Source organism: Flavobacterium sp. 245, from assembly GCF_004362055.1.
GTDB lineage: Bacteria > Bacteroidota > Bacteroidia > Flavobacteriales > Flavobacteriaceae > Flavobacterium.
Map to the genome: position 1 here is coordinate 266,337 of NZ_SNXB01000007.1, position 22,505 is coordinate 288,841.

The 22,505-nt window shown below is 34.2% G+C and carries 20 protein-coding genes; 18 read left to right on the top strand and 2 right to left on the bottom strand.

Going from position 1 to position 22,505, the window contains the following annotated elements; all coding sequences use genetic code 11:
- Nucleotides 1-12: 12 nt before the first annotated feature.
- The 7 genes from EV145_RS15175 to EV145_RS15205 all read left to right on the top strand — a co-directional run bounded on the left by EV145_RS15175 (nt 13) and on the right by EV145_RS15205 (nt 7,368).
- The gene (locus EV145_RS15175; protein ID WP_133526049.1) at nt 13-3,180 is read left to right on the top strand and encodes an efflux RND transporter permease subunit; all 3,168 of its coding nucleotides are present in this window, start codon (nt 13-15) and stop codon (nt 3,178-3,180) included.
- 322 nt (nt 3,181-3,502) lie between these two features.
- Nucleotides 3,503-4,921: a TolC family protein gene (locus EV145_RS15180; protein ID WP_133526050.1), complete on the top strand. Its 1,419-nt coding sequence runs from the start codon at nt 3,503-3,505 to the stop codon at nt 4,919-4,921.
- Between the two features lie 366 nt (nt 4,922-5,287).
- Nucleotides 5,288-5,668 (top strand): DoxX family protein, encoded by a 381-nt coding sequence (locus EV145_RS15185; RefSeq protein WP_133526051.1) that lies wholly within the window; start codon nt 5,288-5,290, stop codon nt 5,666-5,668.
- A gap of 12 nt (nt 5,669-5,680) precedes the next feature.
- Complete coding sequence (locus EV145_RS15190; protein WP_133526052.1) at nt 5,681-5,890, top strand: hypothetical protein; 210 nt, start codon at nt 5,681-5,683, stop codon at nt 5,888-5,890.
- Nucleotides 5,891-5,968: 78 nt separating this feature from the next.
- Nucleotides 5,969-6,343, top strand: coding sequence for a VOC family protein (locus EV145_RS15195; RefSeq protein ID WP_133526053.1), 375 nt, complete (start codon nt 5,969-5,971; stop codon nt 6,341-6,343).
- Between the two features lie 12 nt (nt 6,344-6,355).
- A complete protein-coding gene (locus tag EV145_RS15200) occupies nt 6,356-6,865 on the top strand; it encodes a DinB family protein (RefSeq protein ID WP_133526054.1) in 510 nt (169 codons plus the stop codon).
- Between the two features lie 35 nt (nt 6,866-6,900).
- A complete protein-coding gene (locus EV145_RS15205; RefSeq protein WP_133526055.1) occupies nt 6,901-7,368 on the top strand; it encodes a DUF1440 domain-containing protein in 468 nt (155 codons plus the stop codon).
- A 68-nt stretch (nt 7,369-7,436) separates the two neighbouring features.
- Here the strand turns inward: EV145_RS15205 and EV145_RS15210 are convergent, their stop codons facing one another.
- Nucleotides 7,437-7,604, bottom strand: coding sequence for a DUF1328 family protein (locus EV145_RS15210; protein WP_133526056.1), 168 nt, complete (start codon nt 7,602-7,604; stop codon nt 7,437-7,439).
- 266 nt (nt 7,605-7,870) lie between these two features.
- On the opposite strand from EV145_RS15210, the gene EV145_RS15215 reads away from it, so the two are divergent.
- The 8 genes from EV145_RS15215 (at nt 7,871) to EV145_RS15250 (ending at nt 18,439) form a co-directional block, all read left to right on the top strand.
- Nucleotides 7,871-8,950: a pesticidal protein Cry7Aa gene (locus EV145_RS15215; protein ID WP_133526057.1), complete on the top strand. Its 1,080-nt coding sequence runs from the start codon at nt 7,871-7,873 to the stop codon at nt 8,948-8,950.
- A complete protein-coding gene (locus EV145_RS15220) occupies nt 8,931-11,201 on the top strand; it encodes a glycosyltransferase (RefSeq protein ID WP_133526058.1) in 2,271 nt (756 codons plus the stop codon). The genes EV145_RS15215 and EV145_RS15220 overlap by 20 nt, the downstream gene beginning before the upstream one ends.
- Nucleotides 11,202-11,462: 261 nt before the next feature.
- Nucleotides 11,463-12,221, top strand: coding sequence for an MlaE family ABC transporter permease (locus EV145_RS15225; protein WP_133526059.1), 759 nt, complete (start codon nt 11,463-11,465; stop codon nt 12,219-12,221).
- Nucleotide 12,222: 1 nt separating this feature from the next.
- Nucleotides 12,223-13,002 carry an ABC transporter ATP-binding protein gene (locus tag EV145_RS15230; RefSeq protein ID WP_133526060.1) on the top strand — a complete coding sequence of 260 codons (780 nt, stop codon included), beginning with the start codon at nt 12,223-12,225 and terminating at the stop codon, nt 13,000-13,002.
- 22 nt (nt 13,003-13,024) lie between these two features.
- Complete coding sequence (locus EV145_RS15235; RefSeq protein WP_243739270.1) at nt 13,025-13,774, top strand: MlaD family protein; 750 nt, start codon at nt 13,025-13,027, stop codon at nt 13,772-13,774.
- A gap of 108 nt (nt 13,775-13,882) precedes the next feature.
- The gene (locus tag EV145_RS15240; protein ID WP_133526061.1) at nt 13,883-16,729 is read left to right on the top strand and encodes an AsmA family protein; all 2,847 of its coding nucleotides are present in this window, start codon (nt 13,883-13,885) and stop codon (nt 16,727-16,729) included.
- Nucleotides 16,707-17,243: a low affinity iron permease family protein gene (locus EV145_RS15245; protein ID WP_133526062.1), complete on the top strand. Its 537-nt coding sequence runs from the start codon at nt 16,707-16,709 to the stop codon at nt 17,241-17,243. The genes EV145_RS15240 and EV145_RS15245 overlap by 23 nt, the downstream gene beginning before the upstream one ends.
- Nucleotides 17,240-18,439, top strand: coding sequence for an NAD(P)/FAD-dependent oxidoreductase (locus tag EV145_RS15250; protein ID WP_133526063.1), 1,200 nt, complete (start codon nt 17,240-17,242; stop codon nt 18,437-18,439). Before EV145_RS15245 ends, EV145_RS15250 begins: the two co-directional genes overlap by 4 nt.
- Before the next feature lie 268 nt (nt 18,440-18,707).
- Here EV145_RS15250 and EV145_RS15255 read toward each other — a convergent pair whose 3' ends face one another.
- Nucleotides 18,708-19,718 (bottom strand): helix-turn-helix domain-containing protein, encoded by a 1,011-nt coding sequence (locus EV145_RS15255; RefSeq protein ID WP_133526064.1) that lies wholly within the window; start codon nt 19,716-19,718, stop codon nt 18,708-18,710.
- A gap of 170 nt (nt 19,719-19,888) precedes the next feature.
- Between EV145_RS15255 and EV145_RS15260 the strand changes: the two genes are divergently transcribed.
- The 3 genes from EV145_RS15260 to EV145_RS15270 all read left to right on the top strand — a co-directional run bounded on the left by EV145_RS15260 (nt 19,889) and on the right by EV145_RS15270 (nt 22,468).
- Nucleotides 19,889-20,371 (top strand): DNA-deoxyinosine glycosylase, encoded by a 483-nt coding sequence (locus EV145_RS15260; RefSeq protein ID WP_133526065.1) that lies wholly within the window; start codon nt 19,889-19,891, stop codon nt 20,369-20,371.
- A 267-nt stretch (nt 20,372-20,638) separates the two neighbouring features.
- A complete protein-coding gene (locus tag EV145_RS15265; protein ID WP_133526066.1) occupies nt 20,639-21,073 on the top strand; it encodes a DUF6526 family protein in 435 nt (144 codons plus the stop codon).
- Between the two features lie 486 nt (nt 21,074-21,559).
- The gene (locus EV145_RS15270; protein ID WP_133526067.1) at nt 21,560-22,468 is read left to right on the top strand and encodes a hypothetical protein; all 909 of its coding nucleotides are present in this window, start codon (nt 21,560-21,562) and stop codon (nt 22,466-22,468) included.
- Nucleotides 22,469-22,505: the final 37 nt, after the last annotated feature.

Below are 22,505 nucleotides of genomic sequence, written 5' to 3' on the forward strand. Positions count from 1 at the left end.
TTCTAAAAGAAAATGTTCAAAATATTTATACAAAGACCTGTACTGGCAACCGTAATTTCCATTTTATTGGTAATTCTGGGGGTACTAGGTTTAACTAAACTGCCTTTACAACAGTTTCCTGATATTGCGCCTCCATCGGTTTTGGTAACGGCGGTATATCCGGGAGCAAACGCAGAAACGGTTTTACGTTCTGTGGCACCTTCTATCGAAGAATCTATAAATGGTGTAGAGAACATGACTTACATGAGTTCTACAGCGAGTAACGACGGTACTTTAGCTATTACAGTTTTCTTTAAACTGGGCACAGATGCTGATCAAGCTGCGGTAAACGTACAAAACAGAGTGGCACAGGCAACGAGCCAGCTTCCTGCCGAAGTGGTACAACAAGGTATTGTTACGGCGAAACAACAAAACAGTTTCATCATGGCGATTGGTATGTACACCGATGATGAAGCAAAATATGATCAGACGTTTGTTGCCAACTATGCACAGATTAATATTATTCCCGAGTTAAAACGTATTCCGGGTGTAGGTTCTGCCAGTATTTTTGGTGGTGTAAAAGATTACTCGATGCGTGTTTGGTTAAACCCAACGCAGATGTCAACTTACAAAGTGACGCCAAGCGAAGTTATGGGAGCGATTCAAGACAAAAGTTTGGAAGCGGCTCCGGGGAAATTTGGAGAGCGAAGCAAAGAAGTTTTTGAATATGTTATCAAATACAAAGGAAAACTAACCAAACCAGAAGACTACGAAAATATTGCGATACGTTCTAATGCCGATGGTTCAGTACTTCGCTTAAAAGACGTTGCTAGAGTTGAACTTGGTGCTTATTCTTATAACAGTTTAACTCGTTTAAATGGTAAAAAAGGAATTGTAATTGGGGTTATTCAGTTAGCTGGATCGAACTCAAATGATATTCAGATTGCCATTAACAAAATGATGGAAAAGGCTTCTAAAGATTTTCCAAAAGGCATCAAACACAATATTTTCTATAGTACAAAAGTATCACTTGACCAATCTATTGAGCAAGTTGAGCATACTTTATTAGAAGCTTTTATACTTGTATTTATTGTGGTATTTATCTTCTTGCAAGATTTTAGATCAACATTAATCCCGGCTATTGCTGTACCTGTAGCAATTTTAGGAACGTTCTTCTTCATGCAGTTATTCGGATTTTCGATCAACCTTTTAACACTTTTCGCATTAATTCTGGCGATTGGTATTGTGGTCGATGATGCCATTGTGGTAGTCGAAGCGGTGCATGCGAAAATGGAGCACAAACGTTTGTCTCCAAAAATCGCAACCCATGAAGCAATGCACGAAATAACGGGTGCTATTATCTCGATTACGCTGGTAATGGCTGCTGTATTCTTGCCGGTTGGTTTTATGGAAGGCTCAACAGGAGTTTTCTATCGTCAGTTTGCCTTTACAATGGCAATTGCAATTGTAATTTCGGCTGTTAATGCCTTAACATTGAGTCCGGCGCTTGCAGCATTATTCTTAAAAGATAATCACGGAGCAGACGATCACAATGCGCCTTATGTGAAAAAAGGATTTAAAGAAAAATTCTTTACCGCTTTCAACAGCAGTTTTGAATCTTTAACGAATCGTTATGTTGGTGGACTTAAATTCTTAATCAGAAGAAAATGGTTGAGTTTAGGCGGATTAGCTTTAATTGTTGTAGCAACTATTGTAATGGTAAAAACAACTCCTGCAGGGTTTATTCCAACCGAAGATCAAGGATTTATTGCGATTGCAGTAAATACGCCATCCGGAACATCATTAGACGGAACTCAAAAAGTAATGACTGAAGCAGAAAACACTTTAAGAGGTTTAGATGCTTCTCGATTTGTAACCGCTATTTCAGGTTTCAACTTATTGACAAACTCTACAAGCCCATCTTCAGCCGTAGTTTTCGTATTGCTTAAACCAAACGAAGAACGAGGCGAAGTAAAAAATATTGACGAAATCATGAACCAGGTTCGAGGAAAACTAGGCGGAATCTCAGGAGGAAGTTTCTTCGTATTCAGTTTCCCAACTGTTCCCGGATTTAGTAATGTTGAAGCTTTAGATTTAGTTCTTCAGGATAAAACGGGAGGAAAACTAGACAAATTCAGTGGTATCTCTCAAAACTTTATTGGTGAATTAATGAAACGTCCGGAAATTGCAGTTGCTTTTACGAGTTTCAAAGCAGATTATCCTCAATTGCAATTGGAAGTTAACGACGAAAAAGCAAATCAATTGGGTGTAAATGTAAAAGACATTTTACAAACGATGCAGGCTTATTTTGGTAGCGCGCAGGCATCTGATTTCAACCGATTTGGTAAATACTACCGTGTGGTTGTTCAGGCTGATATCCAAGACAGAGCCGATCCAACTTCAATTGACAGAGTTTTTGTTAAAAACAAAACTGGCGAAATGGTGCCAATAAATACTTTAGTAAAACTAACTCGTATTTATGGCTCAGAAACCGCTTCACGATACAATTTATTTAATTCAATTTCTATTAATGCGATTCCGAAACCAGGATTTAGTTCAGGAGATGCCATTAAAGCAATTGAAGAAGTAGCAGCACAACAATTACCTGCAGGTTACGGGTTCGAATTCTCGGGTCAGACTCGTGAGGAGATTTCTTCCGGAGGGCAATCGGCAACTATATTCTTACTGTGTTTGATATTCGTTTATTTCCTACTTGCTGCACAGTACGAAAGTTACATTTTGCCTTTGGCGGTAATCTTATCAATCCCTGCAGGTATTTTTGGAGTATTTGTGGCAATCGGCTTGACCGGAATTGAAAATAACATTTATGTACAAGTTGCATTGGTAATGTTAATTGGTCTGCTCGCCAAAAATGCCATTCTGATTGTGGAATTTGCCGTCCAGAAACGAAAATCGGGACAAGCGTTAATTAAAGCTTCCATCGATGCAGCCAAATTACGTTTGCGACCAATTATCATGACGTCTCTTGCTTTTATTGTTGGTTTAGTGCCAATGATGAGCGCCAAAGGACCATCAGCGCAAGGTAACCACTCAATTAGTATTGGTGCTGCCGGAGGTATGATTTCAGGAGTAATTCTAGGTTTGTTTATCATCCCTGTTTTATTCATCATCTTCCAGCATTTACAAGAAAAGGTTTCTGGAAAACCAGTTGCCGTAATTCATAACGAAGAAGAAAAATAATAAATGGAAAACTATATAACAACAGCTTTAGTAGCCATCATATTTGGCATCGCATATATATCGTACAGAATCTCAAAAGATCTTGAAACTAGAAAAGATACTTGTACAGAAATTTAACCCTTTGGAAAAAAAATATTTTAACACATCGAGACATAGATTTCTTATTTCGAAAAAAGAGAATAAAAGAAACTAGTTTCAACACATAGAAAACTATGTGTATTTAAAATAAGTGAAACGCCTTTTTTTAAATCCTCAAAAAGCTATGTTTCTATGTGTTTAAAAAATTACACCCAACGGATAAAAAAATTTAATAAAAGAAAGAATGAAAAATCATATAACCAAAATCGTGACCTTCGCCATTCTGATCACGACCTTAATATCCTGTAAAGTTTCGAAGGATATTGAAACTCCAAAAGATGCATTTCCTGAGAATTTCAGGAATGCATCAGTTTCGAGTGATACAACAAGTATTGCCGATGTGGAGTGGAAAAACTTCTTTACTGAAAAAGATATTATCAAATTGATCGACAGCGCCGTTGCGAGAAACAACGATTTACAGATTGCCGAAAAGAACATTGAAATTGCGCAATACCGTTTTACGCAGTCAAAATGGGGAAATGTACCTCAGGTTAATTTATTTGTAAATGCAAGCACAAGCAATCCGTCTGACAATAGTTTTACAGGATTGAACCTAAACCAAGCAATTGGTGCCAAACATATTGACGATTATTCAGCCGGAGCTTCACTTTCTTGGGAAGCTGATATCTGGGGGAAAATCAAAAATCAGAAAAAAGGGGCGTACGCAGGATATCTACAATCTGCAGAAGTTAAAAAAGCATTGCAGACTAATATTGTTGCCAATGTTTCAAGAGGATATTACAATCTTTTAATGTTGGACGCGCAACTGGATATTGCCAGACAAAATCTTCGTTTAAATGATAGTACAACCAATATTATCAAATTAAAATACGATGCTGGTCAGGTAACTTCATTGGCGATTCAACAATCGGAAGCGCAGAAATTAAATTCAGCACAATTGATTCCGTTATTGGAACAAAACATTTCGATTCAGGAAAATGCTTTGAGCGTATTGACGGGCTCTTTCCCAAATTCAAAAGAAAGAACAATTCGTTTAAGTGCTATTGAAGTTAAAAACAATAACGCAATCGGAATTCCATCTTCATTAGTAAGCAGAAGACCCGACGTAAAAAGTGCCGAATTGGCTCTTAAAGTGGCCAACGCAAACGTAGGAATCACAAAAGCTGATTTGTATCCGGCTTTAAGAATTACAGCTCAAGGTGGTGTAAATTCATTCGAAACCAGCAATTGGTTCAACATTCCGGCTTCTTTATTTGGAACTGTTGCCGGAGGTTTGACGCAACCGCTTTTGAATAATAAAAGATTAAAAACGCAATATAATATCGCTGTAGCAGAAAGAGAAAAAGCTGTTTTAAATTTTAGACAAGCTGTTTTGGTTGCTGTAAGCGAAGTTTCGGATGCTTTAGTTAAAGTCGAAAAATTACAACAGCAGGAAATTTTCTTGAGAGAAAAAGTAAAAACACTGCAACAAGCTATTAAAAACGCTAACCTTTTATTCAAAAACGGTATGGCTGAATACCTTGAAGTTTTAACTGCACAAGCAAATTTATTACAAAGCGAATTAGAACTTGCCGATATTAAAAGACAACAACTTACAGCTAATACAGATTTGTACCGCGCACTAGGTGGAGGCTGGAAATAATACCCAATACCCGTTAATTATTTATTTTTTGAGATGAAAACGCTGTGAGACCTTTTGGTTTCATGGCGTTTTTTAATTTATTGTTGTTGTATGGCAAACATTGATGCCACGGATTTTTTTGTCTTTGCGAGGAACGAAGCAATCACACTTTCTAAATCAACCAATTATTTATGTTAGAGTGGTTGCTTCGTTCCTCGCAATGACATGCTTTGTGATTACACAGTCAAAAATCTACCCTCTAAAATCTAAAATCAAAAACTTGTCCCAAATGCCCCTAAAATAGTCTTAAATATATATTTTTTCAAAAAAGAAAGATTAGTAAGTTTGTAATACATTAACTAATAACTATTTAAAAAAACAAACCACATGAAAAAAGCAAAAATTATTTTTTGGACAACGACAATTTTAATCTTTTTATTTGAAGGCGTAATGCCGGCGCTGACTTCGCAGACAGAATTAGCGAAAGAAGGAATCAGACATTTAGGTTATCCTGAGTATTTTGGAAATGCATTAGTTGTTTTCAAAGTATTGGGTGTTCTAGCATTAGTGATTCCGCAAGTTCCAAAAAATGTAAAAGAATGGGCTTATGCTGGATTTGGATTTGATTTTATCTTTGCCTCAATTAGTCATTTTGCAGTTGACGGGTTTAATTTTCAAAGCTTTTTTCCGTTAATTATTCTACTGATTCTGGCAATTTCATATATCTACTATCATAAAATAGAACGCTACAAAAACATAGCGTTATAAACTTTTGAAATCATGATTGAGGTTTTCAAAACAAATGTTCAGGAAGTCGAGCAATCTATTTTGATTGTTGGGAAACTTCTTGAACATTTCCCAGACAGCAAAATCAATTTTGATTTAGAAGATTGCGATAAAATTCTGCGGATTCATGCCTCATCAATTTCAAATCGAAAAATAATAGCCCTTCTTGACTCCTATGGTTTTCATTGCGAAGTTCTTTTATAAATCATAATTTATTGATTTACAAAATAATACCTTAAAAATTTGTAATTTTAAAATCCTAATTTTTAAAATATCAAAAAAATGAATATTCCTGCTGAACACCAAACAATAATGCCCTACTTGATTTTAAGAGGCGCATCAAAATTCATAGATTTTACCAAAACCGTTTTTGGAGCAAGTGAAACCAACACAAAATCAATCCGCGAAGACGGAACGATCATGCATGCTGAAATTACCTTAGGCGGAAGCACTATTATGATTACAGACGAAATTACGGATTGGGCAAAACAAACCTCACACTTATTTGTTTATGTTCCAAATGCCGATGAAACCTATAAAAAAGCATTAGAAAATGGTGCAACAAGTTTAATGGGATTAAGTGATCAGGATTATGGCAGAACATGCGGTGTTACGGATCCGTTTGGAAATGTCTGGTGGATCACATCTGTAATTTAAAAATCAATAATTATGAAGGCAGCCGTTCAAAAAAATATTGTCGAAACATTCAAAAAACTGAATGAAGTATTTTCTTCATTTTCGGAGGAAGAATTAAACCAAATTCCTTATCAAGGAAGCTGGACCGCCGGACAAACGGCGCAGCACATTATTCTTGCATGCTCAGGTTTTCCTCAATTATTTGAAGGAAAAACACAAAAAACCATTCGGAAATATGATGATAATGTGTTGCAATTAGATGCACTTTTTCTTGACTTTACTACAAAAATGAATGCACCCGATTTTCTAATACCAGAGAAAAAACAGTACAGCAAAAATTCCTTAACTTTATCCTTAATAAAAATAGAAGCTGAATTACTCGAGTCTGCAGAAAATTATGATTTAACCTTGACATGTCTGGATTTTAATGTTCCTGGTTTTGAAAATTTCACCATTTTTGAATGGATTCATTTTGCTCTTGTTCATACACAGCGACATACCTATCAGCTAAATTCAATTCTAAAAACATTAACCAAAGTATAACTTAAAGCTTCAAAATCAACCAAAAACCTATTAATATGAAATCAAAAAGCGGAGCCATTTTTATAGCTGGATTAATTGCCGGTACATTAGACATTGTTGCAGCAATTACCATTTATGCAGGTATTCTAAACAAAACAACCGGAATTAAAATTTTACAGTCAATAGCCAGCGGTATTTTTAAAAAAGAAGCCTATAGTGGCGGTGCTCAAATGGCACTTTACGGCCTTTTACTACACTACTTCATCGCTTTTACTTTTGCGTGGCTTTATTTTACTGTTTTTCCTTATTTTTCATTTCTGAAAAAAAACACACTGCTTTCTGGAATTATTTACGGCGTGTTTGTCTGGATTATTATGAATTTAGTGGTTCTTCCTGTTGTGTTTCCAGTGCTTCCAGAAAAACATTTAGATTTTCCATTATTCTTATCAATTATAATTTTGATATGTTGCATCGGAATCCCAATTGCTTTTATTCATAAAAAATACCTGTCATTGCGAAGCTAATTTATAAAGGAATAAAACCTAAAAAAAAACGCGAAACTAATTATTTTTGATTTCGCGTTTTTTCATTTTTAATGTGATATTGTTATTCGCCCTATTATTACAGTGATAATAGTTAGTATAAAAAAAATAAAGAAAAACAATTGCGAGATACTCTCAAATCCGCTATCAATTCCTCCAAAACCAAATACTCCGGCAATAACTGTCAAAAAAATGAAACTAATTGTCCAATGTGACATAAGGTTTGTTTTAATTTGTAAATACTCCTTTAATACTTGATTCTATTCTTTTGCAAAAATCACTTTTTGTTTTACTTCCTAATAGCTATAAACGCCTTTTTAACAACACAATAAGCTAAAAAAAATAAAGACTGGACTTTAATTTTTATAATTCAATTTTCCTCGTTACAAAATTCCCATTTCTAAGTGATTGAGTTATTTTTTTGATCGATTGGATCAATTGTCGCTCTGTTTCTAAAGTAATTTTAGATGAAAATTGAAAAATTATGGAAATAGCAGAAGTAAAAAGCTTAACCGCTGTGAAACATGGTGTCGTTTTAGAGAAAACAGATCGAGCATTTGAAGCACTTGGTGTTTTAAATCCAGCTATTTATCAAGATGGCAACAATGTTCATATGTTTTATAGAGCTGCGAAAAGAGGAAATTTTTCAACTATTGGCTATTGCCGTTTTGAAGGACCAAAAACTTTAGTCGAACGACATACAGAACCTATTTTTGTTCCTGAATACATTTATGAAATTCATGGCGTAGAAGATCCTAGAATTGTAAAAATTGACAATAAATTCTACATGACGTATGTAACTTATGATGGAATAAATGCATGCGGTGCGCTAGCAACATCAAAAGATATAACTTCTTTTAAAAAGAAGGGAATAATAACGCCAAGATTTATCTTGAACGAATTTACAAACTTGATTCGCAAACACTTGCAAACACCAAGCATTGCTAGAATATTAGCTTTCAATACAGAAAGAAATTATCCGCTGACAGAAACAATGAAAGAACATTTATATGTCTGGGATAAAAATGTAGTTCTTTTTCCTAAAAAAATTGATGGGAAATTCATAGCTTTACATAGATTATTTCCTTCGATTCAAATATTTTCATTTGAAAAAAAAACCGATCTGACGGTTGAATTTTGGAAAGACTACATCAAAAACTTACCAGACCATATTATTCTGGAACCTAAATATGACCACGAAACCAGTCATATTGGTCCAGGCGCCCCACCTATTGAAACTGAAGATGGCTGGCTGTTGATTTATCACGCTGCCGAAAAACGCGAAAAGGGCCTTGTTTATCATGCATGTGCCGCTTTATTGGATCTGAATGATCCTTCAAAAGTGTTGTCAAGATTGACAAAACCCATTATTACACCTTCAGAATACTATGAAAGACATGGTTATGTAAATTATGTGGTCTTCCCTACCGGAACTGCCATTTTTGATGACCTTCTATATATTTATTACGGTGCCGCCGATGACAAAATTGCGGTGGCTTCATTGAACCTCAACGACTTATTAACTGAATTAAAACAGAATCCCCATGAAGACGATATCCAATAAATCTAAAATAGTTTTTTTATCTACTTTCCCGCCAACACAATGCGGCATAGCAACTTATACGCAAGATACAATTAAAGGAATCACAGATGTTTACGGTAAATCTATCAAATGCGAAATATGCGAACTTGTCGATAAACCAAAAGAAAAAACTACACAGGCATTTACTTTAAACACAAAAAACAGAGAAGATTATGCTAGGGCAGCAGAGGAAATCAATAATGATGAGGCTGTAAAACTAGTTCATATTCAACATGAATTTGGTTTATTTTCAGGAAATTATGGAGATTATCTTTTAGACTTTTTAAATGTGATTAAAAAACCTGTGACTTTTACATTTCACAGCGTTATTCCTAACCCGAATAATGATTTAAAAACATTTGTTAAACTGTTATTGAGTTATAGTAATTCGGTTTTTGTGATGACAAATAAATCGAAAGAAATTTTGATAAACGATTATGAAATTGACGAAAACATAATCACTTGCGTGCCACACGGAACTCACATTGTAGTTTATGAAACTCCAGCTCAAGCAAAAGAAAAATTAAATATAGCTGATCGATTAGTGCTTTCTACTTTCGGACTTTTAGGCGAAGGAAAAAACATCGAAACAGGATTGCAGTCGCTTCCAAAAATTATTGAAAAAGCGCCAAATGCATTGTATTTGATAATTGGTAAAACACATCCAAATTTAATTAAAGACGGCGTCGATGTTTACCGTGATAAGCTCGAAACAATTGTTAAGGATTTAAAGCTGGAAAACAACGTACGTTTCGTAAATGAATATTTAGATACTGATGAACTTTTAGAATATCTAAAAGCAACTGATATTTATATGTTTACTTCTAAAGATCCAAATCAGGCAGTAAGCGGCACCTTTGCTTATGCAATGAGTTGTGCATGCCCGATTGTTGCTTCAAAGATTCCGCATACCAGAGAAGTTTTAACGCCAGATTCAGGAATATTAGTTGATATTGGAAATGTTGATCAATTTGCAGAGGCAGCAATCAAACTGATTTCTGATGAAAATTTAAGAAATGAAATGGGAATCAACTCGTTTACTAAAATGCGAGCTTCTTCGTGGGAAAATGCTGCCATCACGCACATCAATACCTATAAAAACTTAATTGAAAATCCATCTGAAATTAAATTCAGTTATCCGGAAATTCGTTTAAATCACATTAAAAAATTGACAACCGAGCTCGGTATTATTCAGTTCAGCAAAATTTCTATTCCAGATTTAGATACAGGATATACTTTAGATGATAACGCAAGAGCATTAATTGCTTTTTGCATGCATTATAAATTGACTCAGGATAAAGATGATTTAGCTTATATTTTAATCTATTTAGACTTTATTCAGCGTTGTCAAAAACCAAAAGGAGATTTTATCAATTATGTCGATCAGGAAAATCGCGAACATATTGAGCAAAATGCCGAAGTTAATTTAGAGGATTCAAATGCGCGAGCAATTTGGGCATTAGGAACGGTAATTTCTCTTTCCGATATTCTTCCAGAAGCGATTACTAAAAAAGCGACTAAATGTTTATTGAATTCATTAAAATGGGCCGAAACAATTCAGTCGCCGCGCTCTATTGGCTTTGCTACTAAAGGTTTATTTTTATATCATGCTACGATTCCTAATTTATATGTCGCCGCAATTATCAATAAACTGAATACAAAACTGCTGGCCAATTATGAAGATACAGCATCTGAAGAATGGCAATGGTTTGAGAATTATTTAACTTATGGTAATGGAATTCTTCCAGAATCAATGCTTTATGCTTATTTAATTACTAATAAGCCTATTTACAAAAAAGTGGCATTAGACTCATTAGATTTCTTGATTTCTAAAACATTTGTAAATGGCGATTTTAAAGCAATTTCAAATCAAAGCTGGCATCATAAAGATTCAGAACCAAGTCAATACGGCGAACAGCCAATTGATGTTACTTATACCATTCAAACATTATATACTTTTTATAACGCGTTTAAAACACCGCATTACAAAAAGAAAATGAAAGCAGCTTTTAACTGGTTTTTAGGCAAAAATCATTTAAATCAAATTATGTACAATCCAGTGAGCGGCGGTGGTTATGACGGACTTGAAAAAGAAAATGTGAACTTAAATCAAGGAGCTGAATCTACTGTATGTTTTCTGACGGCACGATTATTAATGGAAAAATTAGCTTTATCGCAATCTCGAGTTATTCCGCTAATGAAAACTCGAACTGGAATCGCAATAAACTCATAATACAACGGCAAAGCTGACCAAAATTCTTTTTAAACCCTTAAAATCCCTTTCTAAATGAAAGGGATTTTTTGTTTCAAAGCGTTGCAAAACGTCACTCCATTAGAATTATTGTATTCAAATGTAAATTATATAAGCTTGTATAAAAGTTGTGTAAAAGATTTTAACAAGTATTACGGTAACTTTCATCTATAATTACAAAAGGCATATAAAACTGTTAAAAAATTGATTTACAATATGTTTTAACTCTAAAACAACATTATTTTGATCCTCAGCTTAAAAAATACATTCGCACAAATTGGAAATGCAACAATGTTTGCATCGCGGTTTTTTAAGGAACTTTTAATCCCTCCATACGAGGCAAAAGAGTTCTTAAAACAATGTTATATTATTGGTTATAAATCACTGCCTTTAGTTGCTATTACCGGTTTTATTATGGGATTGGTATTAACAATTCAGTCAAGACCTACTTTAGTGACATTTGGAGCCGAAAGCTGGCTTCCTGGAATGGTGGCACTCTCGCTGATTCGTGAAATTGCGCCTGTAATAACTGCTTTAATCTGTGCGGGGAAAATTTCATCTGGAATTGGTGCCGAATTAGGTTCAATGAAAGTTACAGAACAAATCGATGCTATGGAAGTTTCAGCCATCAACCCTTATAATTATTTGGTAGTAACCCGAATTGCAGCTTGTACGCTGATGGTTCCCATATTAGTGATTTTTGCAGATGCTGTTGGCCTTATAGGCGGATACGCCGGAATAAACATTCACGGTGATGTTAATTTCTACCGCTATCTCACTCAGATTGTTCAGTCATTAGAATTTTCAGATTTGATTCCGGCAACGATAAAAACTTTTTTCTTTGGTTTTTTCATCGGTATGATTGGATGCTTTAAAGGATTTAACGCTGCAAATGGAACAGAAAGTGTAGGACGTGCTGCAAACTCGGCAGTGGTTACAGCTTCTTTAAGCATCTTTATTATTGACATGATCGCAGTACAAATAACTGATTTAATTTACTAAGATGATTAAAGAAGAAAAAAATATCAAGCAAAAATCAAAAGATAAAAAACAGACTCCAATCATTGAGATTAAGGATCTGCATAAAACTTTCGGTAAAGACAATAAAGTGCTGCAAGGCGTTAATCTTACCGTAAATAAAGGTGAAGATCTAGTGATTTTAGGCCGTTCCGGTTCTGGAAAATCAGTAACCATAAAATGTATTGTGGGTTTAATTCAACCTGATCAAGGGGAAATAAAGGTTTTTGATGAAAATTTACTGGATCTTTCAAAAGAAGAATTAAATAAAATGCGGGTGCGAATTGGCTTTTTATTTCAAAGTGGCGCACTTTACGATTCAATGTCGGTTAGAGAAAATCTGGCTTTTACATTACGGGCACACAAAAGAGATTTAAGCGAAGATGAAGTTGAAAATGAAGTTATCGAAGCTCTTGACAGTGTAGGTCTTGGCGATGCTATTGATAAAATGCCTGCCGAATTATCTGGCGGAATGAAAAAAAGAATTGGTCTAGCAAGGACACTGATTCTAAAACCCGAAATCATTTTATACGACGAACCCACAACAGGATTAGATACGATTACCTCTCGAGAAATAAGTGAACTGATTCTGGATATCAAACACAAACAAAAAACCTCATCAATAATCATTACGCACGATATGGCCTGCGCCAAAATGACTGCCGACCGAATTATGGTTTTAAAAGATGGAGTAATCCACGCCGAAGGAACTTATGAAGAACTTGAAAAAGATGAAGACGAATGGGTTCGCTCATTTTTTGAATAAAGCAAAATAAAATGTAGAAATCATGGAAAAGGAATCTGGATATACTTGGAAATTAGGAATGTTTGTATCAGTTGGTCTGCTGCTTTTTATTATGGCCATTTATTTTATCGGAAAACAAAAAAATCTGTTTGGCTCTACTTTTCACATCAGTTCAAAATTTAAAACTGTTAGTGGTTTAGAAGTTGGGAACAATGTCCGTTTTTCTGGTATTAATATTGGGACTGTTGAAGAAATCAGAATTATAAACGATTCTTCTGTAGTAGTTTCAATGGTCATTAAAGAAGAAGTTCGAAAATTTATAAAAACCGATGCCCGCGCAGGAATTGGTTCTGACGGATTAATGGGCGACAAAGTGCTGACTATTTCTCCCGGCGTTAAATCAACAAAAATTATTGAAGACAACGGTGCAATCGCTTCTATTGACGGAATTGAAATGAATGATATCATGAAAAGCGTCAAAAAAAGTGTTGACAACGTTGGTGTAATTTCTGAAGAACTGGCCATTTTTAGCCACAGTATGAACAACGGAAATGGCGCTTTAGCAAGATTAGTCCGCGATGATAAAATGGCAAACAGTGTTACAAACACGCTTTCTAACTTAGAAAGTGGCACAAAAGGTTTCAGCGAAAATATGGAAGCTGCAAAAAGCAATTTCCTCTTTAAAGGCTACTTCAAGAAAAAAGAGAAAGAAAAAGCAAAAAAAGAAGAAGAAATAAAAGAAAAAAAAGAAGAACAGCAGGAAAAAGCAGCTAAAGAAGAAAAGGAAAAATAGGAAAAGGAAAAACAGGAAAAGGCTAAAGAAGAAAAAGCGAAACAGGAAAAGCAAAAAGAACAAGATGCTAAAAAAGAGCCTGAAAAAAAATAATAAAATTTCTACGCCATGAAAACTTCACATAAAAATATAAGCCTTAAAATTCTAAAATGGACTGGAATCACGATAGCAGGAATACTACTATTGCTTTTCCTGCTCCCTCTTTTATTTCCCGGAAAAATTGCCTCAGAAGTTAAAAAAATAGCCAATGAACGTTTAGATACGAAACTGGAATTTTCGAAATCGAAACTTTCCTTTTTTACACACTTTCCTTCGTTGACAGTTTCATTAGATGATTTGTCCATGACGGGTTCTGCGCCTTTCAGTAATGATACTTTATTAAAAGCAGATCAAGTTGCATTTGGTATAAATATTAAGAGATTAATTTTTGACAACGAAGTCAAAATAAATAAATTATATGTGTCTGATGCCTTAATAAATGTAATGGTAAATGAAAAAGGACAAGCCAACTATAATATTTATGTAGCGCCCGAAGATCGAAAAGATAAAAAAGATCCCAATGCGCCCGAAGAAGGAACAGCGATTCGGTTAGAAAGAATCGATCTAAAAAATTGCCATGTTAAATATAATGACCGATCGGCTAAAGTTTTAGTAGATGCGCGAGGATTCAATTATATTGGAAAAGGAAACCTTAGCGATGATATATTTGATTTAAGTACCAATGCAGAAATTGACAATCTTGATTTCTATTATGACCGAACAGGCTATTTGAGAAGAAAAAATGTAAGCGCCGATTTAATTACGCGCATCAATACACATGCCCTTTCGTTTATTCTGCAAAAAAACGAGCTTCATATCAATAAACTGCCCTTAAAATTTACTGGGCTTTTTACTATTTTAAGAGATGGCTATAAAATCAATATCAAGGCTGCTTCAGAAAATACAACTGTCAAAGATTTACTGTCTGTAATGCCACCAGAATACTTAACCTGGTTGGAAAAAACAGATATTTCGGGCAGAAGTGATCTGCTTTTTACTTTTAAAGGAGATTATAATGTTGCCAAAAAACAAAAACCAAATTTAGCTTTCAATCTAAAAATCGATAATGGTGCTGTAAATTATAAAAATGCTCCGGTACCGCTGACTGATTTTCAAATGGATTTGAATGCGATTCTTCCTTCTTTAGATAGGGAACAACTCTTAGTAAATCTTCGAACTTTTAAATTTAAAGTTGGCGAAAAAGATTATTTCAATGCCTATTTGCACAGCAAAGGTTTTACTGAAATGACAATAGATGCCAGTGTAAAAGGCGCACTGGATCTTGGGGTTGTCGATGCCGCTTTGGGCTTAAATTCGGTTGACTTAAAAGGTATTTTAAAAACAAATATTAAAGCCAAAGGTATTTTCAGCACTTCAAAAAAACTATTTCCAAAAACAATTGGTGGTATTGCACTGCACAACGGCTGGCTCAAAACCAACTCCTATCCTAACCCCATTACCAATATTACTTTTGTTGCTAATGTGCTAAATAAAGCGGGCACTTATCAAGATTTGATTGTGGCCGTGGCTCCGGCATCGTTTGTTTTTGAAGGAAATCCGATGTATGTAAATGCAACACTTTCTGACTTTAATGATTTGGCTTACAATGCCAAAATTAAAGGCGAATTGAATGTGGGAAGAATTTATCAGGTTTTCTCTCAAAAAGGAGTTGATGTAACTGGTTATGCAAAAGCCGATTTGTCTTTAAAAGGAAAACAGAGTTATGCTACAACCGGACAATATGATAAACTGGATAACCGCGGTACAATTCTGCTGAAAAATATTAAAGCAACCTCAGAACTTTTTCCGAAGGCTTTCTTTATTAAACAAGGAAATTTCCGTTTTCAGAATGAAAAAATGTGGTTTGAAAAATTCAATGCCACTTACGGAAAATCAGATTTTGATATTAACGGATATCTTTTAAATACTATCAATTATTTTCTTGAATCGCACGGAACATTGAGTGGCAATTTTGGATTGAAATCAAAACTAATTAATGTTGATGAATTTATGGCACTTGAAAAAGGAGAAAACAAAGATCGAAAACTCGAAGTTGATTATGCCAAAGAAGATCATCCAAAAATGAGTGGTGTCGTTATGATTCCGAAAAATTTGAATGTTTCTTTAAATGCAACTGCTGAAAAAGTCGAATACAACGGTTTGGTTTTAAACAAACTTGCAGGTAAAACCGGAATTGAAAAAGGTAATTTTTATTTGCAAAATGCCACTTTTAATATCATTGACTGCTTATTAGGAATTGATGCTTCATACAAAGACGAATCACCGACAACGGCTCATTTTGATGCTCATTTTACTGCTAAAGATTTTAGCGTACAACGTGCATACAAAGAAATCCCGATGTTTCATGATATGGTAACTGTAGCCGAAAAAGCGCAGGGAATTATCTCTGTTGATTATACAGTTAAAGGCGATTTGAACGGAAATATGGGGCCTATTTATGAATCACTTGAAGGAGGCGGTACAATAAATCTGCGTGATGTTCAGGTTAAAGGATTGAAACTATTTGACGGAATCAGCTCTAAAACAGGACAAAAAGGCCTTGATAATCCTGATATGAAGGGAATTGAAATTAAATCTACAATCGATAACAACTTAATTTTTATTGAGCCATTTACTTTTTCTGTTGCCAGTTTTAAACCCACAATAAAAGGTACCACCAGTTTTGATGGACTACTGGATTTAAGAATGCGATTAGGGTTGCCACCTTTTGGAATTATTGGTTTTCCAATTGTAATAACAGGTACCCATGAAGATCCTAAAATAAAAATATTCAGTAAAACAGGACAAAAAATCGATGAGGCAGTTTATGATGAAAAACATAATAAAGTAATAAGAGAAGAAAAGGTAAGCAAACCCAAAAAATCAAATCCAAATGAAAACAAAAAATCAAAATAAAAACAGTGCTTTCGAAAAGTTTGCAAGTACGGTTTGCAAAGCGACAGGAAGCACGCCGGCATTTATTATTGCTTTTTTAATTGTTGTTGTCTGGGCAGTCTCTGGACCATTTTTTGATTATTCAGAAACATGGCAGCTTGTTATTAATACCGGAACAACAATTATCACTTTTTTAATGGTTTTCTTAATTCAGAAAGCTCAAAATAAAGATTCACTTGCCATTCAGTTAAAGTTAAACGAATTAGTTGCTTCAAATGAATTGTCTAGTAATAGCCTCGTTGATATTGAAAGTATGACGGAAGAAGAAATGGAAATCATTCAAAAATATTATCGAAGACTGAGTGAGCTTGCAAAAAAAGATGAAAGCATTAGAACATCACATTCTATTGCAGAAGCGCATGAACAGCATGAGCGAAAAGACAAAAATAGAAGTGAAAATAAAGCCAAGGATAAACCGGCTAAAAAAATAAAAACTACAGCTAGTACAAAAACCACCAAAACTACCAAAAAATGAAACTACGCTCCACAGAAACTTTTTGGCCTTTGAAATACAAAATGCAGGCTAGTTATCCGTCTTTAGATTCAGATATCGAAACACCGATATTAATCATTGGAGGCGGAATTACAGGCGCATTGATTGCTTACAAATTAATTAGCGACGGAAAGAAAGTAGTTTTAGTTGACCGACGCGACGTTTGTAACGGAAGCACGGCCGCAAGCACGGCTTTACTCCAATACGAAATTGATGTTTCGTTGCATGAATTAATCAAATTACGTGGAGCAGACTGTGCAATAAACAGCTACCGCAACGGTAAAAAAGCAATTTTTGACTTGCGAATCATTATTGATACCATAAAAAGCGACTGCGAGTTTGAGTTTAAAAAAAGTATTTATTTCTGCAGTCTCAAAAAAGATATTCCGTTTTTAAAAAATGAATTCAAAACCAGAAAACAACATGGTTTTGATGTTAACTGGCTCAGTAAAGCGGAATTAGAAACAATGGGATTAAAAGCAATTGCAGCAATAGAATCAAAAACCGCAGCTGTGGTGGATCCTTTTCATCTGGCTCAAGATTTAATTTCATATTGTCAAAATGAAGGAATGAAAGTTTTTGATCGCACGAATATCGAATCCATAAAAAGTCAAGGTGGAAAATTTATTGCTGAGACAGCAAATGGAAACTTTATTATGGCAAATCATATTATACATTGTTCGGGATATGAAAGTACTGAAACGCTGAAAGAGAAAGTTGTCGATTTAAAAAGCACGTACGTCATTGCATCTGAAAGTTTGCCCGATTTGCCTGCTGTTTTCAAAAACTCAATTTTATGGGATACTTCAAATCCGTATTTGTATTTTCGAGCAACTTCAGATAATAGACTGATTGTAGGCGGTGGAGATGAAGATTTTTTAGATTCCAAAAAACGAGATAAGTTAATTCCAAAAAAAGAACAATATATGCTACGATCCTTTCGAAGAAAATTTCCAAATATCAACTTTAAACTCGATTATTCCTGGGCGGGAACATTTGGTGAAACAAAAGACGGTCTTCCCTATTTTGGAAAACCAGATCCTAAAAAAAATGAACATTATGTCCTAGGTTTTGGCGGCAACGGAATCACTTTCAGTATCATCGGAATGAATTCTATTCTGGATTCCATCAATGGTAAAAATAATATGGATTTGGAATATTATCGATTTGGGAGATGATTTTAAAAGGTGCTGAGATGCTAAGATTCTAAGATACTGAGGTTCTGAGATTCTAAGATGCTAAGATTCTGAGATGCTGAGTTTTTTTGCTATGTAAAATTGATCTAAAAAAAACTAAGATTCTAAGTTTGGAGCCTCAAAGTTTTCACCTTGAACCTCAGCGACTCAAAATCTTAGTCTATTTTCACATCTATATTAAGCTACCCAAAATCTCAGAATCTCAGAGTCGTAGTATCTCAGAACCTCAGTATCTTAGAATCTCAGAACCTTAGCAACTTATATTAAACTTATACTCTTTTGGGCTGCAGTTGAATTTTTGTTTGAAGATTTTCGAGAAATAACTTCTGCTGGTGAAACCAATGCAATACACAATTTCTGAAATATTAAGATCAGAAGTGCGCATTAAAATTTCGGCTTTTAAAACCCTCATGTGTGTGATATAATCGTTGACAGTTCGGTCGTGAATCATTTTAAAACCTTCTTGAAGTTTGCTTGGCGATAATCCAGATTTTTTGCTCAGCGATTTAATCGTAAAAGCTTCTTCTGGACTAGACTTGATAAATTCTGAAAGTTCTTTTATCTCTTCCATTTCTTTTAATGTCAAGCCATTAACATCTTTTGTAAAAGCATTCAAATCGTCACTGTGTTGCTGAATTTCCATTGCCAAAATAATTTTCAAAATCCCTTCTTTCAATAAATTTCTAACAATTCCGGTTTGCGTTACGGCATTAAGCTGTTCAATTTTTTCGGCAATTTTTAAATTATATGAACCCATATAAAAGAAATTCTCCGTTGCATTATTTTCAAAAAAAGTTTCTTTTACCTTTTGGTTTAGTGATGGCATCAAATATGGCTGTTCGGTTTGAGTTCCAACAATAATCAGCGTTAGTTTAGTATTGACATCTTTCTCAAAAAACAAAACATTATCCTGATCCTTATCCGAAGTCAAAATTGCAGTCTGAAAAGTTTTAAACTTTCTTTCTTCGCCGTTAATTCCAAAACTGTGCGATAAACTGCCTTTTGAGCAATACGCAAAATAAACAGGCGTTGACAATACGTTTAAAAAATCCATTCTAACAGCTGTCGAAAATGTCATATCAAACTGAACGTATGAAATATTATCACTAAAAGAAGCGCCAGTTATAGTTCCTTTTGCAAAACTATTATTAATTTCAAGCGTATATTCATCAAAATCAAAAGCTATTTTTCCGTCAAAATTATCATTCAATTCATCAAATACCGTTTGAATTTGCTCTGTATGTATGGTAACTATTTTCATTTTGCGTACATTTAAATTTGACATTTTACTTTTAGATTTCTTTTTAAAATCAATAATTCAAAGTTCGGTCAAGCGTTCTTGAAAAATGTTATATAATTTTGGGGTTTTGTTTTATAATTACTTCGGAATGATAATTTTAACTCAAACAAAAAAAATCTTAATTCAAAAAAATGGAAAGTTTTTCGTTCGAACCCATCGCTACAAATGATTCCACAATTCTAATTCTCGGCACAATGCCTGGTACAAAGTCATTAGAGTTGAATCAATATTACGGGCACAATCAAAACAATTTTTGGAAATTCATGTTTACTATTTTCAAAGAAGATTTCTCATCTGATTATGAAATAAGAAAAGCTTTGCTAATAAAAAACAAAATTGCACTTTGGGATGTTTTGCAATATTGTGACCGAATAGGAAGTTTAGACAGCGCCATCAAAAACGAAATCGCAAATGATTTTGAAACGTTTTTAAAACAACATCGAAAGATTACAACCATCTTCTTTAACGGACAAAAAGCACATGCCTTTTTTAAAAAATATGTTGCTCTAAAAAAAGCATATCAACTTCATACGCTTCCCTCTACAAGTCCCGCCAATGCTGGAAAATCTTTCGATTCAAAGTTAGCCGAGTGGAAAATCATTGGCACTTTATAATTGAAGCAGTTGAAATAATATAACATTTTCAAATTAAAATATAACAAAAACCTTGACGCTCGATGTAACTTTACAACAAGAAATTAAAGCCAAAAAAGAAAAGTATTTTGATGCAAAATGAAGGCTTTTTTCAAATAAATAGAATTACAAACTGTAAAAGTTAAAGTATAAAGAAAACATTGGTTATGTTAGTTTATTTTGAGAAATAAAGCTATTCTAATTTTTAGAGTAGCTTTGTTTTTTTAATCAATACCTAAAAATGTCATTATGAAAGTTCAAACCTATTACAATCACATACGGTTTTACACACCTCATCATTTTATATATTATCCCGTTTTAACGATTTTTTTAATTTTCAGCATCTATTTTGCCTGTACTACAAATGATGCGCTTATTTGGTCGTTTATCAGTGTAGGTTTCATTTTTCTATTCTTTTTAGCTTTTATGCTCCGTCAACATTATGCTTTGATTTTACAAAACCGAATCGTGCGTTTAGAACTACGTTACCGCTATTTCACCCTTACAGGGAAAAGACTCGAAGAATTTGAATACAAATTAACCGACGATCAATTATTTGCTCTGCGTTTCGCACCGGACAACGAGTTTTTACCGCTTCTTGAAGATGCTATTAAAAACAACCTCGCCGGCGACTCCATCAAAAAAGCAATAGTCCACTGGAAAGCAGATTATGATAGGGTTTGATTTGGTTTTTAGTGATTAGTTCCCAGTCCTAAGTCCTAAGTCCTAAGTCCTAAGTCCTAAGTCCTAAGTCCTAAGTCCTAAGTCTAAAGTCTAAAGTCTAAAGTCTAAATTCTAAAGTCTAAATTCCAAAGTCTAAAGTCTAAAATCTAAAAATCCAAAAATCTAAAAATCCAAAAATCTAAAAATCCAAAAATCTAAAATAATCTGGGCGTGCCACCATTTAAAAAAAGGCCTGATCAACATTGCGTTCATCAGGCCTTTTTTTAAATGCTGTCGGGCTATCCGCGCTGCTTCGGCAGCATGCTCCTATCCCTCACGCGGCATCCGTTTTCAAAAGAAATTTTAGTCATCACAAAACACAATAAAGTTATTCAACTGATAATCAAATCAATTATCTAAATAATAAACTATAAAAATTTAAATGAATGATTTTTTTTGTTAACTTTAAGTGTTAAAAATTTATCAAAAACTCTAAAATTAAATCCGATGAAAAAATTAATTTGTTTTATGATACTTTGCCTCTTTTGGATTACGGCTAAAGCACAAAACACTGCCGAAATTCCAGCTGAAACTTTACCCGCCACAGAAAATCACTCAGACGAATTTCAAAATTATGACCCTGAAGATTTGCCTTGGCACGCACGCCGATTTAAATTTACAGCCGGTGCATTTTTTCCAATAAATAACACCCAAGTCGAAGTGGGAAGCAATGACGGTGATTTTGGAAATTCGATCGATTTTGAGAAAGATCTCGGTTTTAATAAAAGCAGTGAATCATTTACTGCTGCTTTTGAATGGCGCATTTCAAGAAGATCAAGACTAGGTGCTGAATATTTTTATTTAAACAGAAGATCAACAAAAGTGCTTCAAAGAGATATAGAATTTGGTGATCATACGTATCCCGTAAATGGAAGCGTTTCAGCATTTTTTGACAATCAGATTATTAGAGTATATTACGGTTACGCTTTTGTATCGAAACCAAAGTATGAAATAGGTGCCTTAATAGGTGCACACGTTATGTTAATAGACGTAGGTTTGGCCTTGAAAGGAGAAACACAGCAACTCACCTATAATGATAGTTTTGACGTGACGGCGCCATTACCGGATATTGGAATTTGGGGAGAATTTGTATTAGGAAAAAAAGTGGGGCTTTATGCTAACATTAATTACTTTGCCCTAAAAGTAAATGATATTGACGGACGTATCTTGAGCTACAACTTGACTGTATTATATAATATGTATAAAAACTTAAGTATAACAGCAGGATATACAGGTTTAAACATCAGAGTAGATGCTGAAAAAGAAAGACTGAATGGCTTCTTTAAATGGGGTTATAACGGACCAACAATTGCTTTAACTTATTCTTTTGGAAAACATATTCAGCTTCATAAATAAAGTTGCCAAGATACTAAGATGCTAAGGTTCTAAGTTT

Excerpts from the sequence above, each read along its gene's own strand:
- EV145_RS15175 (WP_133526049.1), top strand. The coding sequence starts at position 13 with ATGTTCAAAATATTTATACAAAGACCTGTACTGGCAACCGTAATTTCC.
- EV145_RS15200 (WP_133526054.1), top strand. The coding sequence starts at position 6,356 with ATGAAGGCAGCCGTTCAAAAAAATATTGTCGAAACATTCAAAAAACTG.
- EV145_RS15190 (WP_133526052.1), top strand. The coding sequence starts at position 5,681 with ATGATTGAGGTTTTCAAAACAAATGTTCAGGAAGTCGAGCAATCTATT.
- EV145_RS15195 (WP_133526053.1), top strand. The coding sequence starts at position 5,969 with ATGAATATTCCTGCTGAACACCAAACAATAATGCCCTACTTGATTTTA.
- EV145_RS15270 (WP_133526067.1), top strand. The coding sequence starts at position 21,560 with ATGAAAAAATTAATTTGTTTTATGATACTTTGCCTCTTTTGGATTACG.
- EV145_RS15185 (WP_133526051.1), top strand. The coding sequence starts at position 5,288 with ATGAAAAAAGCAAAAATTATTTTTTGGACAACGACAATTTTAATCTTT.
- EV145_RS15250 (WP_133526063.1), top strand. The coding sequence starts at position 17,240 with ATGAAACTACGCTCCACAGAAACTTTTTGGCCTTTGAAATACAAAATG.
- EV145_RS15230 (WP_133526060.1), top strand. The coding sequence starts at position 12,223 with ATGATTAAAGAAGAAAAAAATATCAAGCAAAAATCAAAAGATAAAAAA.
- EV145_RS15220 (WP_133526058.1), top strand. The coding sequence starts at position 8,931 with ATGAAGACGATATCCAATAAATCTAAAATAGTTTTTTTATCTACTTTC.
- EV145_RS15240 (WP_133526061.1), top strand. The coding sequence starts at position 13,883 with ATGAAAACTTCACATAAAAATATAAGCCTTAAAATTCTAAAATGGACT.
- EV145_RS15205 (WP_133526055.1), top strand. The coding sequence starts at position 6,901 with ATGAAATCAAAAAGCGGAGCCATTTTTATAGCTGGATTAATTGCCGGT.
- EV145_RS15180 (WP_133526050.1), top strand. The coding sequence starts at position 3,503 with ATGAAAAATCATATAACCAAAATCGTGACCTTCGCCATTCTGATCACG.
- EV145_RS15235 (WP_243739270.1), top strand. The coding sequence starts at position 13,025 with ATGGAAAAGGAATCTGGATATACTTGGAAATTAGGAATGTTTGTATCA.
- EV145_RS15260 (WP_133526065.1), top strand. The coding sequence starts at position 19,889 with ATGGAAAGTTTTTCGTTCGAACCCATCGCTACAAATGATTCCACAATT.
- EV145_RS15215 (WP_133526057.1), top strand. The coding sequence starts at position 7,871 with ATGGAAATAGCAGAAGTAAAAAGCTTAACCGCTGTGAAACATGGTGTC.
- EV145_RS15265 (WP_133526066.1), top strand. The coding sequence starts at position 20,639 with ATGAAAGTTCAAACCTATTACAATCACATACGGTTTTACACACCTCAT.
- EV145_RS15255 (WP_133526064.1), bottom strand. The coding sequence starts at position 19,718 with ATGAAAATAGTTACCATACATACAGAGCAAATTCAAACGGTATTTGAT.
- EV145_RS15210 (WP_133526056.1), bottom strand. The coding sequence starts at position 7,604 with ATGTCACATTGGACAATTAGTTTCATTTTTTTGACAGTTATTGCCGGA.
- EV145_RS15245 (WP_133526062.1), top strand. The coding sequence starts at position 16,707 with ATGAAAACAAAAAATCAAAATAAAAACAGTGCTTTCGAAAAGTTTGCA.